The following is a 14,721-nucleotide window of genomic DNA, read 5'->3' as shown; positions in this document are numbered from 1 at the left end:
CAGCCATCCGTCCCTACCATGGACTGCATGGCGCGGGTACTTGACTGCCGCGCCGCGCCCCACACCATCGCTCCAGGGAGATTTGCCATGCAAGCTGCGCTTGTGCAGGAAGTGCCCGCCGCCGCCAGCCTTGACCTTCAGGCGCTTGTTGCGGATCCGGCCGCGGCGGACCCGGCATCGGCCGTCTGCCGGGACCAGCTGGGCCGCCCACTGCGGGACCTGCGGCTCTCCGTGATCGACCGGTGCAACTTCCGCTGCACCTACTGCATGCCCAAGGAGCGCTTCGGGCGCGACTATCCGTTCCTGTCCCCCGAGCAACGCCTGTCCGACGCGGAGTTGCTCCGGATCGTGCGGGCCTTTGTCAGCCTTGGCGTGGAAAAGGTGCGCCTGACCGGCGGCGAGCCGCTGCTGCGCAAGGGTATCGAGTCGTTGGTCGAAGCCATTGCCGCCATGCGCACCCTCGACGGCGGCCAGGTGGAAGTGGCCATGACCACCAATGGCAGCCTGCTGGCCCGCAAGGCCCGTTCGCTGCGTGACGCTGGCCTTGGCCGCGTCACGGTCAGCCTGGACAGCCTGGACGACCCGGTCTTCCGCGCCATGAACGACGTCGATTTCCCGGTCGGCCGCGTGCTGGAGGGGATCGAGGCGGCATGCGCCGTGGGCCTGGCGCCGGTCAAGGTCAATTGCGTGGTCGAGTGCGGCACCAATGACGCCCAGGTGCTGCCGCTGGTCGAACACTTTCGCGGCAGCGACGTCACGCTGCGCTTTATCGAATACATGGATGTGGAAGGCCCCAGCGCGTGGTCACAGTCACGCGTGGTCCCCTCCGGCGAGATCCGCGGCATGGTCGAGCGTGCGCATGCGCTGCTGCCGGTTGCCAGGCGGGACGGCGAGACCGCCAGCAACTATATGCTCGCGGACGGCAGCCTGAAGCTGGGTTTTATTTCCAGCGTGTCGCACCCGTTTTGCGGGGATTGCACCCGCGCGCGCGTTTCGGTCGACGGCCGTTTGCACCTGTGCCTGTTCGCCACGAGTTCGGTCGACCTGCGCCCGCACCTGGGTGCCGACCGCCCGGCCGAAGCCGCAGCGCAGGCAGTCCGCCAGGCATGGCAGGCGCGCGGCGACCGCTATTCCGAGCTGCGCGCGGCCCGGCTGGCCAGCGGCAAGCGGCAGTACCCGACGGTGCGCATGTCACTGGTGGGCGGCTGAGCCACGGCTGAGCCACTGGAAGGCAGGCCTCAGGCGATATCCGGGAAAGCCTGCGCGGCAAGCTCCGCGCCGGCTGGCGTCAGGCTCGCGTGCCCGCGGCCGTCCGCGTCGATCGCGGCGTCGGCCAGCCCGGCGGAGTGGAGTTGCGTCAGCACGCGCCGCAGCACGCTCATCGGCAGTTGCACCCGCTTGGCGATTTTGGCGAGCGACCAGGGGCTGGCGCCGCCCTCGCTCCCGGCCTGGTACAGGACCTGGAGCACGGTCAGGATGGCGGGATCGATATCAGCGTCTTGCATGGTCGTGGTCATCCTCTGCCGGCTCGCGGCTGCGCGCAAGCAGGTGCTGCGCGATCTTGCCCAGCGTCTGCACGGCCGACTCGATGCCGGGCGTCCATTCCGAACTGTAGTTCAGCCGGATGCAGTTGCCGTACGTGGCGCCGGGCGCGAACATATGCCCCGGCGCCACGGTGATGCGGTGCTCCAGCGCGGCGTGGTACATCTCCATGGCATCAATGCCCTCCGGCAATTGCACCCACAACACATAGCCCCCCGCTGGCCGCGAGGTGGTAGTGCCTTCGGGGAAGAACCTGCGCACGGCGGCGGTCATGATGTTGGCCTGCTGTGCATAGGCCTTGCGCACCCGCCGCAGGTGGAAGTCGTAGCCGTCGTTCTTCAGGAACTCGGCGATCGCCAGTTGCGGAATGGCAGGCGTGGTCAGCGTATTGAGGAACTTGAGCCGTTCCACCGCTTCGCGGTAGCGGCCCGGCAGCGCCCACCCGATCCGGTAGGCATTGGTCAGCGTCTTGGAGAAGGATGAGCAATGCAGGACGATACCGGCCTTGTCATAGGCCTTCAGCGAACTCGGATGGGCCTCGCCATAGTAGAGCTCGCCGTAGACGTCGTTCTCGATGACCGGGATATTCTTCTCGGTCAGCATGGCCACCAGGCTGCGCTTCTTGTCATCGGGCATCTGGAAGCCTAGCGGGTTCTGGAAGTTGGGCATCACCATGCAGGCGGCCACGCCCTTCTCGTCGATCAGCCGCGCCAGCGCGCCGATATCGATGCCGTCCACCGGATCGGTCGTCACCTCGATGGCGCGCATGCCCAGACGTTCGATGGCATGGAGCATCGCGTAGTAGGTCGGGGACTCCACCGCGACGGTATCGCCGGGCCTGGCCACCGCCTGCAGGCAAAGGTTGATGGCCTCGGTGGCGCCGATGGTGACGATCACCTCGTTGGGGTCGATGGCATAGCCGTTCTCGAGATAGCGGCGCGAGATCTGCCGGATCAGCTCGGGGCTGCCGGGCGGCAAGTCGTCCAGCATGGTCCACTTGGCATAGCGGCGCGCGATATTGTTGGCGTACTGGTTGATGCGTTGCCACGGAAACAACGACGGGTCCGGATAGGGCGAGCCGAGCGGCACGGCGTCATCGGAACGGATTGAACGCAGCGTGGAAAGCACCAGGGCGCTGACATCCACCGCCGAAGGCTTGGCACTCGGCCTGGACGGCCGCAGCTCGAACGCGGGCTCGCCCGGCCGCGCGCGCACGAAGTAGCCGGACTGTGGCCGGCTTTCGATAATGCCGCGGCTCTCCAGCATGACATAGGCCCGGATCACCGTGGTGATGCTCATGCGGTGGTGCTGGCTGGTCTGCCGCACAGAGGGAATCCGCTCTCCTGGCAGCAGTACGCCTTGCTGCACCAATGCCTCGATATCCGCAGCCAGCTTTTCATATAGTTTCACGCTGCGCTCCCCTTGCTTGCCGTTTCACTTCCGCCCGGTTGGTGACTGAGTCTACCCTTCATCGGGTTGCCGTCAGCTGAGCCAACGATGGAAATCATAGTACGGCAGGGGCACATTCCGGAGTTGCCCGGCGAATTGCGGATCCACCCGCACAAAGCCGCTGGCCTGGCCGAGCGCCGACACGGAGGCCGCGCCCTGCTGTGCGCTGACCTGCACGAAACCCTCGCGGCCGCCCAGATTGCCGACTTCGCCCACGCGCCAGAAGACATCGCCACGGTGCGGGCGTGCGCCCGCCAGCGCCGCCCGCACCCGGCCCACCGGCGGGAACAACTCTGCCCGGCCTTGCAGGCGGCGCAGCAGCGGTGTCACCAGCAGGGCGAAGGTGGCATAGGCCGCCGCCGGATTGCCCGGCAGGCACACCACTGGCTTACCGCACAAGCGCCCTACCGTTACCGGCTTGCCGGGCTTCATGTTGACGCCACGGCAAAGCAGCTCGCCTCCGGCCGAGACCAGCGCCGCGGCTACCAGGTCGCGCTGGCCGACCGAAGCCCCGCCGGCGACCAGCACCAGGTCGGTGTCAGCCGCCAGTTCCCGCAGCATGTCATGCAGGGCGCGCTCGTCGTCCTGCACATGGCGGTGGCAACTGACCACGGCGCCCATGGACTGCACCAGCGACTCGAGCATCGGGCCGTTGACGTCATGCACCTGGTACACGTCGCGCGGCTCATCATGCGCCGCCACCTCATCGCCCGAGGTCAGGATGGCCACCTCCACCAGCCGGCAGACCGGCGCCTCCGTCAGTCCCTGGGAGGCCAGTGCAGCAATATGCCCGGCCTGCAGCAGCGTGCCGGCCGGCAGCAGCAGGTCGCCACGGCGTGCATCCTCGCCTTTGCGCCGGATGTGCTGGCCCGCCACGGGCGCACGGGCGCAGGTGACGCCCCGATAGCTCTCCGCGGCATCCTCCTGCGCAACGACGGCATCGGCGCCACGCGGGATCACCCCGCCCGTGTAGAGGCGGATGGCGTGGCCGGGCAGCAGCGGCTGCGGCCGTGTGCCGGCGTAGACCACCTGCTGCAGCGGCAGCCAGGCGCCTTCGCCACAGTCTTCGCAGCGCACCGCATAGCCATCCATGGCGCTGCGGTCCGCCGCGGGCGTGTCGATGACCGCGACCAGATCGCGCGCCAGCACCCGGCCGGTCAGCAGCCCCAGCCACACGGTCTCGGTTTCCCGCACCGGCTCCGCGCACATCGCGAAGACGGCCTGCGCTTCGTCAAAGCTCAGCATGCGCGCCTCCCTGCGTAGCGCCCATGGCCGGCGCATTGTTGCCGGCGCCCAATGCGGTGCCGGTATAGTCGACATAGCCGTCCTGCCGGCAGAAGCTGAGCAGGTGCAAACCCGCCTGCTCGGCGATCCGGATTGCCAGCGAGGTCGGCGCCGAGATCGTGGCCAGCAGCTGGATGTTCATGCGCGCCACCTTGCGCACCAGTTCATAGCTGGCGCGGCTGGACAGCAACACGAAGCCGTCATCCATCGCCACGCGCCGCATTGCCAGGTGGCCGATCAGCTTGTCCAGGCCGTTGTGCCGGCCGACATCCTCGAAGACATGCAGGATCTCGCCGTCCTCATTGCACCAGGCCGCGGCGTGGACGCCACCCGTGGCCCGCATCAGCCGCTGGTGCGACGGCAGCGCCGCGACGGCGCGCTCGATCATCTCGCGCGACGGCGTCAGCCGCCTGGCCGGCTCCGGCATGCGCGCGGGCTCCAGGTCGAGCAGGTCGATGCTCTCGATGCCGCAGACTCCGCAGCCGGTGCGGCCCGCCAACGCACGCCGGCGGGCCCGCATGGTGGCGAAGCCGCGCTCGCTGATCTCCATCCGCATTTCGGCGCCGTGCCGGTGCACGCGCACTTCGAGGTCGTGGATCTCCGCGTTGTGGCCGACGATGCCCTCGGTCAGCGAAAAGCCGACCGCGAACGCCTCCAGGTCCAGCGGCGTCGCCATCATCACGGCGTGCGAGATGCCGTTGTACACCAGGGCCACCGGGAGCTCCTCCGCCACGTTGTCGGTGGCCTGCTGCGCCGCGTGGTCCTTGTGCCGCACGATGCTGCGCGCTTCATAGCCTGAGTGTTCAACCAGTTCGGTGCAATCCATGGAAGCCTCGCCAGTCATGGTGCCGCGCCGGCATGAGGCGGGCGCTGGCCGGGAGTTGTGGGGTAGTGTCGGGAATGATGGTAGGCATGGGCGGCAGCGCGCGGGGCGTACAGTTGCGCCGATCCGCGGCACTTACAGATGCCTGCGCGCGGCGGGCTTCACCCGCCCATCACCCGCCTGTCATTCGCCGGCGCCGGATTGCCGGTCGTCGTTGCTGGGAAAGCGGTACTGCCCGTAGCGCAGGATCAGCACGCCGCAGGCCAGCATGACCACGCCCGCGCACAAGGCCAGCATGTGGAACTCGGTGGACTCGTTAAAGCGCAGGATCAGGTCTCGTGCCAGCGACACCATCGCGATGTACAGGGGGAAGCGCACCGGCAGCTGCCCGAGCTTGAGGTAGCGCACCACCATTGCCAGCACCTCCAGGTACAGGAACATCAGCAGCAGGTCGGTAATCGAGAACACGCCCAAGGCGGTGAACTTCCACGCTTCCCGTGCCATGGCGAACGTCGTGGCCAGGCCGATCACGACCAGGCCCGCCAGTTCCACCATGCCCAGGAAGGACTCCAGCCGGGCGCGCAGCCGGCCCTGGGGTAGCCGGGCGCCGGGTATTCCGTCCATGCGCATGGCTCTGCTCGCCCGGTTATGCCGCCACGGCGGGCTGACGGCGGGATGGACTCAGCAATACCGGCACCGACTTCGACGTGGGCGTGCCACAGCCATCGCCGGTGCTTTCCAGCGGCACCAGCGGATTGGTCTCCGGGTAGTACGCGCCCAGGCAGCCCTGCGGAATGTCGTACTCGACCAGCACGAAGTCCTCGACATGGCGTTGCACGCCGTCGTCCCAGACACTGGTGATGTCCACGTGCTGCCCCGCCTTCAGGCCAAGCCGCGCCAGGTCGGCGGCATTGATGAAGACCACCCGGCGCAGGCCGAACACGCCGCGGTAGCGGTCGTCCGGGCCATAGATCGTGGTGTTGTACTGGTCATGCGAGCGCGTCGTCATCATCACCATCAGCTTTTCGCCATACTGCTCGCGGGCACGGTTGATGGGGGTGTCCTTGTCGATGCGGTTGACCAGGAACTGGGCCTTGCCCGACGGCGTTTGCCAGACGCGGTTGCGCGACGCAGGTGTCAGGTGGAAGCCGCCCGGCACTGCGACGCGCTCGTTGTAGTTCTCGAAGCCATCGAGGACCTGCGCAATGGCATCGCGGATGCGGGCATAGTCCTGCGCATACCAGAGCCAGTCGATCTTGTCCGAGCCGAGCGTGGCGGCCGCCATGCGCGCGACAATGGCAATCTCCGACAGCAGGTGCGGCGACGCCGGCGCGTTCATGCCAAAGGAGATATGGACCATGCAGACCGAGTCCTCGACGGTCACGCCCTGCGGCACGCCCTCCTGCTGGTCGATCTCGGTTCGGCCGAGCGTAGGCAGGATCAGCGACGCCTTGCCATGCACCAGATGGCTGCGGTTGAGCTTGGTGGCAATGTTCACGGTCAGGTCGCACTGGCGCAGTGCTTCGAAGGTGCGCGGCGTGTCGGGCGTGGCGGTGGAGAAATTACCTCCCAGGCCCACGAAGACCTTGACCTTGCCCTCGAGCATCGCCGAAATGGTGTTAACCACGTCATAGCCGTGCTTGCGCGGCGGCTCGAAGCCGAATGCAGCCTGCAGCCGGTCCAGGAACGCATCTTCAGGTTTTTCCTCGATGCCCACCGTGCGGTCGCCCTGCACGTTCGAGTGCCCGCGCACCGGCAGCAGCCCGGCGCCCTCTCGCCCGATATTCCCGCGCATCATCATCAGATTGGACAGGATCTGCACCGTCGGCACGGAATGCTTGTGCTGCGTCAGCCCCATGCCCCAGCATGCAATCACGCGCTTGCCCCTGGCGTAGACCTGGGTCAGCGCATCGATATCCTCCTGCGATACGCCCGACTCCGAGATGATGTCCGCCCAGCTTTCCGCGCGCAGGTCGTCGACGAAGTCGCCGAAGCCGATGGTGTGCTCGCGCACGAAGTCCACATCGATCAGCCGCGCGCGGCCATGCCTGATGGTCTCGTCGTCCATTTCGACCAGACGCTTGGCCATGCCCTTGATCAGCGCAAAATCGCCGCCCAGCCTGGGCTGTACGAACATCGAGGCAATCCTGGTGCTGGAGCCGGTCAGCATCTCCACCGGGTGCTGCGGGCTGGTAAAGCGTTCCACTCCGCGTTCGCGCAGCGGATTGATCGAAACGATGGTGGCGCCGCGCCGCGCGCACTCGCGCAGCTCGCCCAGCATGCGCGGATGGTTGGTCGCCGCGTTGTGGCCGAACAGCAGGATGGTGTCGGCATGCTCGAAGTCATCCAGCACCACGGTGGCCTTGCCAACGCCAATCGTCAGCGGCAAGCCACGGCTGGTGGCTTCATGGCACATGTTCGAGCAGTCGGGAAAGTTGTTGGTGCCATAGGCACGCACGAACAACTGATAGAGGAACGCAGCCTCGTTGCTGGCCCGGCCAGATGTATAGAATGCGGCCTGGTTCGGATCCGGCCGCTCCCGCAGGTGGCGCCCGATCAGCGCAAAGGCCTCGTCCCATGCGATCGCGCGATACTTGTCGGTCTGTGGGTCGTAGACCATGGGATGCGTCAGCCGCCCGTGCTGTTCCAGCTCGAAATCCGTCTGCGCCATCAGCGACGTGACCGTGTGCTGCGCGAAGAACTCCGGCGTGACACGCATGCTGGTGGACTCCGCGGCCACGGCCTTGACGCCGTTCTCGCAGAACTCAAAGGTGGAGGCGTGCTGCCGGTCCGGCCACGCACAGCCGGGGCAGTCGAAGCCATCCGCCTGGTTCTGCTTGAACAGCATCTTGTACTTGCCACCGGCAACCTTCTCCTTGATCAGGTTGATGGCAACGTACTTCAACGCACCCCAGCCGGCGGCGGAGTGGGTGTAGGGGGCGATGTGGCCTTTCTCAGGGGGCGGGGAGCTCATTGGCGTGGTGTCCTGTAACGACTGGAGCGGCGTCCGGCCTGCCCGTGCTGCGCATGGGCATGGTCCGGATCGTTGCGGTGTCACCAGATTAGATTTCCCGGACGTGCCCAGGTACGTACAAACGGGCGCTTGCCCGGGGAGCACAGTTTTGCGGTTGCTCGCAGGGGGCCGCCGGCAGCCGCCTTACGCGCCCCAGAGGTTACCGCTCTATCGGCGGCGCCCGTCATTCCCGGTTCGGAAATATCCAGCCTTCTTTCGGACCAGTCTGATTTTCCTGCCTGTCTCCTTCCGATAGCTTGAAATGCTTCCCGAGGTTAGATACCTCGCGGCGCCGTCTTGATGCGATAGCCGGCGCGTTAGCCGGCGCAGCTACGCCGTCCAAACCGGGACAGAGAACATTGGAGGACCGGCTAAGTCACGCAACATGTGCGGCATCCCCGGGATTCCCGGGATTCCGTTTAGCCGCCACCCCATTCCACCGACCCGCCAGCGGCGCGTCCAGCCCGAACAGATCCAGGACCCTGCCGAGGGAATAGTCGACCATTTCCTCCAGGCTGGCGGGTCTTGCGTAGAACGCTGGAACAGGCGGATAGACGATAGCTCCGATGTCGGTCACGGTGGCCATGCTGCGCAGGTGCCCGGCGTGCAACGGGGTTTCCCGTACCATCAGTACAAGCCGGCGGCGCTCTTTCAGCATCACGTCCGCAGCGCGCGACATCAGGGAACTGGTGACGCCGCTCGCGATCTCGGAGAGGGTCCTGATCGAGCATGGCGCGATGACCATGCCGTCGGCAGGGAATGAGCCGCTGGCGATGGCGGCGCCGATGTCGCCGTTGGCGTGAACTACGTCTGCCAAGGCATGGATGTCCGCGGGGCGCAGGTCTGTCTCGCAGTTAAGCGTGAGATGGGCCGAGCGGCTCATCACCAGGTGGGATTCCACATCCAGACCCCGCAGCAGGCGCAATAGCCGGATGCCGTAGATGGCGCCGGAGGCGCCGGTGATGCCGACCACAATGCGGCGGCGCGCCTGACGATTGGGAGCATCCATCGTTATGGCCTCCGCTCGGAGCGGCCGGCGTCGAGTCGACCGTCCGCGTGCAGTCTGGCCCTTACGCGTTCCATGACCTCGGCCGGCGGGACGGCGCGATGCCAGTCCTGGCGATCGCTCGCCTTGCGGGTCGCGTCCACTCCCATCTTGGTGGCCACGCCGTCCTGCTTGATCGGCTCGGAGCGGTCGGTCCGCGCACCCGGGGCAATCAGCAAGTCGCGGTCGGGCCGCATCCGTGTGGCAACGGCCCATTCCACCTGGGCGGAATCCCAGGGGTCGATGTCGTCATCGACGACGGTCACGTTCTTGACAAGATTCACGTTGCCCCAGATCGCGAACATCACCTTCCTGGCCTCGCCTGCGCGATGGGCTGCGATGCTAACGACGGCGTTCAGGCGCCCGCAGCCGCCATGCCCGACGGCGACCTCCCGCACCGGTATGGCGGCAGCGCGCAGCATGCGTGCCAGGCCTGCAGCAATCGCGACGCCGCCGATCAAGGTGTGCTCGGGATAGTAGCCTGGCTGAATCACCTGGAAAAAGGCATCGTCGCGCCGCGTCATGCAGTGAAACTCGGCGACCGGCCCGTCGCCGTATGGCTCGTACATGCCGTGGTACTCGGACACAAGCTGTTCGTCATGCCGGCTGCCCACGTCAAGCACGCCTTCCAGCACGATCTCGCATTGCGCCGGTACGTCGAGGTCGATGGTGCGGCAGGCCACGGTCTGCACCGGCTCGCCCAGCAGCGCGCCCGCCACCTCAAGTTCGTCGTCGCCCAGGCGCAGGTAGAGCGCCGCGGCGATGAGGACGGCGGGATGATTTCCGATCGCGACCGCGATCTCGAGTTTCTCGCCACGCTTTCTGGCGGCCTCGGCCATGACCGCCAAATGGTGATTGGGCGCGATGCCGATCATGCCGCGATTGCCGTCCAGCAGCTTGACCCGGGCAAACGAGACATTGCCGCGGCCACTGGCGCGGTCACGCGCGAAGATCACGCCCGCCGTGATGTAGGCGCCGGTTTCCCTCGGGAAAAACAGCGGCGCAGGAAGCTCGCGCTGAAGGTCCGGCCTGTCGATGACGGTCTGCTGGCAGGGCCCGTTGGCGACGCGCACCGGTGCAAGGCCACTCCCGATCGCGTCGACGATGCGCTGCTGCAGGGTCTGCGGCATTGCGCCGATGCCGCGGGCAATGCGCGGCAATGAATTGAGAAGGTTGCCGACGGCAGGCAGCGCATGGCCGGAGATGGTCTCGAAGCGCAGCGCGGGACCGTCAGGCAGTTGCGCCAGATAGGCTGAGATCTCGTACTGGGTGCTTACCGGGTCGCAAACACGCATCAGTTCGCCGCTCTCGTCAAGGGACTGGACAAAGCCGCGCAGCGACTGGCGTTGCAGGCTGGGGTTTCCCGTTGTCTGCCGGGGCTCCTTGATACGCATGGTTATTCCTTTCTATTGCTGGGTTGTCGAGGCATCCGGCGACCACTCTTGCCGGCCGGTTGCGACGGCCGTCGGAAGACGACGGTGTATGCGAGGCTGCCGGTGCAGCGAGCCCGGCGCTTTCGCGAGAGTCTAGGCCAATCAGTGGCAAAACATCGTATGCTTATATATTCGACTTAATTAACATGATGTTATGAAGCTGAATCTGCGCCAGATTGAGGTGTTTAGGGCCATCATGCTGAGCGGCTCCATCAGTGGGGCATCGAAGCTGTTGTATGTCTCGCAGCCGGCCGTGAGCCGGCTGATTTCATATACGGAACAGCGCTTGGGATTGCTCCTCTTTCAGCGCATCAAAGGGCGGCTCTATCCGACGCCGGAGGCACGCCGCTTGTTCGAGGAGGTCGGCGCCGTCTACCAGAGCGTGCAGCGGGTCAACGAGGTAGCCGAGAATCTGGCCGAGAATCGTATAGGGCAGCTGCGGATTGCGTGCAGCCCCAATATCGGCCAGTCGCTGATGCCGCGGGCGGTAGCGATCTTTTGCCAGCGCTACCCGGACGTGAGGATTGTGCTGCACACGCTAATCCCGGGTGCCCTGCTGCAGGGCCTGCTGACGCACCAGGTCGAGTTGGGGATCACGTTCATGCCAATCGGCCACCCCAGCCTCCAGGTGCTTCCGCTCTACAGGAATCGCATCGTTGCGGTGTTGCCCAAGGATCACCGTCTGGCGGCACGCGAATGCATTGACCCCAGCGACCTGATCGATGAGCCGTTTGTCGGCTATAGCAGCGACATCCCGTTTGGCCAGCTGGTGCAGCAGGTCTTCGGCAGCGAGGACCGCCAGCCGGTGCCGCGCATCGAAGTGCAGCAGGCCCATGTCGCTTGTTCCATGGTGCAGGCGGGCGTGGGCGTGGCGCTCGTGGATGAAATCACGATGAAGGGGCCAATCTGGTCCGGCGTGGTGGCCAGGCCGATCACGCCCGACGTGCATGCGCCAATCAACGTGTTCCGCCTGGAGCTGCAACCGCTCTCCCGCCTCGCACAGGAATTTATTGTCGTCCTCAAGTCACTGGGAGCCTGACGGGCTGGCTCCCTCGACGCGCCGCAGATGCCGGCGCAGGTTTTCCTGTGGTGTTCTGCGGCCCGGCCGGTTGTATTTGTGGGCACGCATTGTTTGCAATGCATCTGCATTTTCCAGATGCCGTCTGACGCAGTTCGAGCAACGCCAGTGCGTGGCCGCGTCAACAAGCGGCACAATCGCCCTGCCATAACAAGCCGTTATGCAATGGCAACAAAAAGGAAAGCGACATTATCTGGTGAGCTCCCTAATATCCCGTCGATCAAGACTGCAACAACGCAGGGCGCAGCCGTCCATGTTGCAGTCGCCTGAACAGACAGCCCCCAGCGATCACGGTTCCTGTCGCGTGAAGAAGAACTTGTCACCCAGGTATTCCGACAGTCCGCGGCCTAGCGAGACGATTAATCCACATGGCGAACATTAGGAGCATTGGCATGAAAGATGTAGTTCTCAATCCGGAGAGCAGACCAGCAGACGACTCGATGGGGCGGAATGACCATGAGGCTCGCAGCGCCAGCGCGGGGCGCCGCGCCGTCATCGCCGCCTCGGCGGGCAATGCGCTGGAATGGTATGACTTTACGGTCTACGCACTGTTCGCCGTCTACATCGGCCAGAATTTCTTCCAGAACGACAATCCGACCGTGCAACTGATGGGCTCGTTCATGGCATTCGGCCTGGGATATGTGGCGCGTCCGCTGGGCGCCTTGCTGCTTGGTTCCTATGGCGACCGCGCGGGCCGCAAGGCCGCGCTGACCATGACCATCATGCTGATGGCGCTTGGCACGCTGCTGATTGCGGCGGCGCCGCCCTATGCTGCCATCGGCGTTGGCGCGCCGCTGCTGATCGTATGCGGCCGCGTGCTGCAAGGCTTCTCGGCCGGGGGCGAAGTCGGCGGCGCGACGGCTTTCCTGGTCGAGCATGCACCGGCGCACAAGAAGGGGCAGTACGCCTCGTGGCTGCAGGCCAGCATGGGTATCTGCAATATCCTGGGCGCTCTGGTGGCCACCCTGGTGACTACCCTCTATTCGCCGGACGAGATCACGGAATGGGCGTGGCGGATTCCGTTCATTGTCGGACTGGCGATCGCCCCGGTTGGCCTGTGGATGCGCAAGACGCTGGACGAGACGCCGCACTTCAAGCAGGAGGAGGCCCGCATGAAGCAACTGGGCATCACGAAGAAGGCGCCACTGCTGCAGGTCGTGCGCGAATACCCCAAGCAACTGCTGTCCGGCTTCGGCCTTTCGGTGCTATGGGCAGCGGGCCCGTATTCACTGATCATCTTCATGCCGATCTATGTGCAGAAATCGATGGGCTTCACCGGATCGCAAGCCTTCCTGGCTGCCTTCATCGGCAACATCTTCCTTACCGCGGGCTGCGTATTCGCCGGGACCTTGTCCGACCGCTTCGGCCGGCACCGCATCCTTCGCATCGGTGCGGCCGCGCTGCTGGTCTGCGTCTATCCGCTGATGATGTGGCTGCAGTCCTCGCACACGACATCGACACTGGTGATCGTCCAATCGGCGTTCTGTACGCTGATCTCGCTATTCGTCGGCGTGGCGCCGGCAGCCTTGTCCGAGATATTCCCGACCGCGGTGCGCTCCTCCGGCATGTCGCTGTCCTATAACACGGCCGTCACACTGCTGGGCGGCTTTGCTCCCGCGATCCTGACCTGGATCACCTACACGACCGGCGTGGCATTCGCGCCGGCGCTGTACGTCATGGGCGCCGCCGTCGTCGCCCTTGTCGCCATTTCCCTGCTGCCCAAGGCACGCGAGGACTGATACGCAGGACGGGCCATGCCGATTCCGGCGGCCCGTCAAACAGTCAGTCCGCAAAAGACCACACCACAAGAAGGAGAGGAAACCATGAAGATCCGGAAAACAAACCGGAGGATCGCCCCTGCGCGCTCGTCACGCCTGCCCGGGATATTCGGCCTGCTTGCGCTTTCGGCGGCCAGCTGCGCCTATGCCGATCCGAGTGTCCAGATCACCGGCGTCGTCGACACCTACGCCGGATCGCTCAAGCGCAGCGGGGAAGCCGGCAGGACAGGCGTGGTCAACAGTAGCGGGATGACGACTTCCTGGTGGGGCCTCAAGGGCGTCGAGGATCTGGGCGGTGGCCTCAAGGCGCAGTTCAACCTGACGAGTTTCTTCCGTCCCGACACCGGCGGCGCGGGGCGCTACGATGCCGACACGCTCTTCTCGCGGGACGCCAACGTCGGACTGGGGGGCGCGTTCGGCCGCTTATCGCTGGGCCGCGACCTGGCGCCCAACTTTATTCCGTCGGTTTCGCTCAATCCGTTTGGGGGTTCGTTTGCCTTCGCGCCGCTGCTGGTGCAGACGCAGGCGTCGAGCGGCTACACGCGAGGACAGAAATGGGCCGCCACCGAAGCCGGTGATACCGGCTGGAGCAACGAGATCATGTATGTGACGCCCAATCTCGGCGGCCTGGTGGCGAGCGCGTTCTATCAGTTCGGCGAACAGGCTGGCAATGCGGGCAAGAACAATATTGGCGTCAATGCGATGTACAGCAATGGCCCGGCGACCTTAGGCGCCTACTATCAGCGCGTCAAGGTCAACAATCCCGTCGACAATGCCGCAGGCGATTCCGGCGTCTTTTCCTTTACGCCCTATAACAGCCAGACCGGTGCAATCTACAGGCTGACACCGGCCAGGGAGCAGGGAACGTGGTTCGTCGGCGGTGCCTACGATCTGCGCGTGGCCAGGTTGTTCGCAACCTATCAGCATTCGTCCAACGCGCTGCCCGATGGCTTTGACAGCGCGCATTTCAAGCTTCAGTCCGGCACGCTGCAGCTTGGCGCGAGCGCGCCGCTCATGCAGGGAACCGCCATGTTGTCCTGGGCCAGGACGACTGTAAAGGCTGACGGAGACTATCGCGCCAGCCTGGGCAGCGACGGATGGCAGTCCACAGTCAGGCGTGACACGGTGTCGCTCGGCTACGACTACCTGCTGTCCAGGCGGACCGACCTGTACGCGGTGGCAATGTACGACAAGATCACGGACCAGGCCGGTGGCACCAGCTTCGCAGTCGGCGCAAGGCACAAGTTCTAGCGGTCTGCCAGCTTGCCGGAAGGGA

Annotated in this window: 12 protein-coding genes; 4 read left to right on the top strand and 8 right to left on the bottom strand. The window is 65.4% G+C overall.

The genetic code is table 11. The annotated features are described in order from the left end of the window. Positions 1 to 87 precede the first annotated feature (87 nt). Entirely contained in the window at positions 88 to 1,209 is a 1,122-nt protein-coding gene (gene moaA / locus P3W85_RS39455; RefSeq protein WP_276268803.1) for a GTP 3',8-cyclase MoaA, read from the top strand. Between the two features lie 29 nt (positions 1,210 to 1,238). On the opposite strand, the gene P3W85_RS39450 is transcribed toward moaA, so the two are convergent. The 8 genes from P3W85_RS39450 to P3W85_RS39415 all read right to left on the bottom strand — a co-directional run bounded on the left by P3W85_RS39450 (position 1,239) and on the right by P3W85_RS39415 (position 10,550). Further along, positions 1,239 to 1,505, bottom strand: a complete 267-nt coding sequence (locus P3W85_RS39450) for a transcriptional regulator (RefSeq protein WP_276268802.1) — start codon at positions 1,503 to 1,505, stop codon at positions 1,239 to 1,241. Further along, positions 1,492 to 2,952, bottom strand: coding sequence for a PLP-dependent aminotransferase family protein (locus P3W85_RS39445; protein ID WP_276268801.1), 1,461 nt, complete (start codon positions 2,950 to 2,952; stop codon positions 1,492 to 1,494). Before P3W85_RS39445 ends, P3W85_RS39450 begins: the two co-directional genes overlap by 14 nt. A 72-nt stretch (positions 2,953 to 3,024) precedes the next feature. Further along, positions 3,025 to 4,236, bottom strand: a complete 1,212-nt coding sequence (locus tag P3W85_RS39440) for a molybdopterin molybdotransferase MoeA (protein WP_276268800.1) — start codon at positions 4,234 to 4,236, stop codon at positions 3,025 to 3,027. After that, on the bottom strand, positions 4,223 to 5,101 hold the full coding sequence (fdhD, locus tag P3W85_RS39435) for a formate dehydrogenase accessory sulfurtransferase FdhD (protein WP_276268799.1): 879 nt from the start codon (positions 5,099 to 5,101) through the stop codon (positions 4,223 to 4,225). Before fdhD ends, P3W85_RS39440 begins: the two co-directional genes overlap by 14 nt. 180 nt (positions 5,102 to 5,281) lie before the next feature. After that, entirely contained in the window at positions 5,282 to 5,728 is a 447-nt protein-coding gene (locus tag P3W85_RS39430; protein WP_017227189.1) for a phosphate-starvation-inducible PsiE family protein, read from the bottom strand. A gap of 16 nt (positions 5,729 to 5,744) precedes the next feature. After that, complete coding sequence (locus tag P3W85_RS39425) at positions 5,745 to 8,072, bottom strand: FdhF/YdeP family oxidoreductase (protein WP_276268798.1); 2,328 nt, start codon at positions 8,070 to 8,072, stop codon at positions 5,745 to 5,747. Between the two features lie 415 nt (positions 8,073 to 8,487). Next, the gene (locus tag P3W85_RS39420; protein WP_017227187.1) at positions 8,488 to 9,120 is read right to left on the bottom strand and encodes a UbiX family flavin prenyltransferase; all 633 of its coding nucleotides are present in this window, start codon (positions 9,118 to 9,120) and stop codon (positions 8,488 to 8,490) included. Between the two features lie 2 nt (positions 9,121 to 9,122). Beyond that, positions 9,123 to 10,550, bottom strand: a complete 1,428-nt coding sequence (locus P3W85_RS39415; protein ID WP_276268797.1) for a UbiD family decarboxylase — start codon at positions 10,548 to 10,550, stop codon at positions 9,123 to 9,125. A 193-nt stretch (positions 10,551 to 10,743) separates the two neighbouring features. Here P3W85_RS39415 and P3W85_RS39410 point away from each other — a divergent pair, with 193 nt between their 5' ends. The 3 genes from P3W85_RS39410 (at position 10,744) to P3W85_RS39400 (ending at position 14,696) form a co-directional block, all read left to right on the top strand. Further along, the gene (locus tag P3W85_RS39410) at positions 10,744 to 11,628 is read left to right on the top strand and encodes a LysR family transcriptional regulator (RefSeq protein WP_017227185.1); all 885 of its coding nucleotides are present in this window, start codon (positions 10,744 to 10,746) and stop codon (positions 11,626 to 11,628) included. A gap of 479 nt (positions 11,629 to 12,107) precedes the next feature. Next, positions 12,108 to 13,406 carry an MFS transporter gene (locus tag P3W85_RS39405; RefSeq protein WP_276268817.1) on the top strand — a complete coding sequence of 433 codons (1,299 nt, stop codon included), beginning with the start codon at positions 12,108 to 12,110 and terminating at the stop codon, positions 13,404 to 13,406. An 84-nt stretch (positions 13,407 to 13,490) separates the two neighbouring features. Continuing rightward, positions 13,491 to 14,696 carry a porin gene (locus tag P3W85_RS39400; RefSeq protein WP_276268796.1) on the top strand — a complete coding sequence of 402 codons (1,206 nt, stop codon included), beginning with the start codon at positions 13,491 to 13,493 and terminating at the stop codon, positions 14,694 to 14,696. Positions 14,697 to 14,721 lie beyond the last annotated feature (25 nt).

It is taken from the genome of Cupriavidus basilensis, assembly GCF_029335485.1.
Classification (GTDB): Bacteria; Pseudomonadota; Gammaproteobacteria; order Burkholderiales; family Burkholderiaceae; genus Cupriavidus; species Cupriavidus basilensis_E.
Note: the sequence above shows the minus strand (reverse complement) of the source record. Positions and strands in the feature narration are given on the sequence as shown.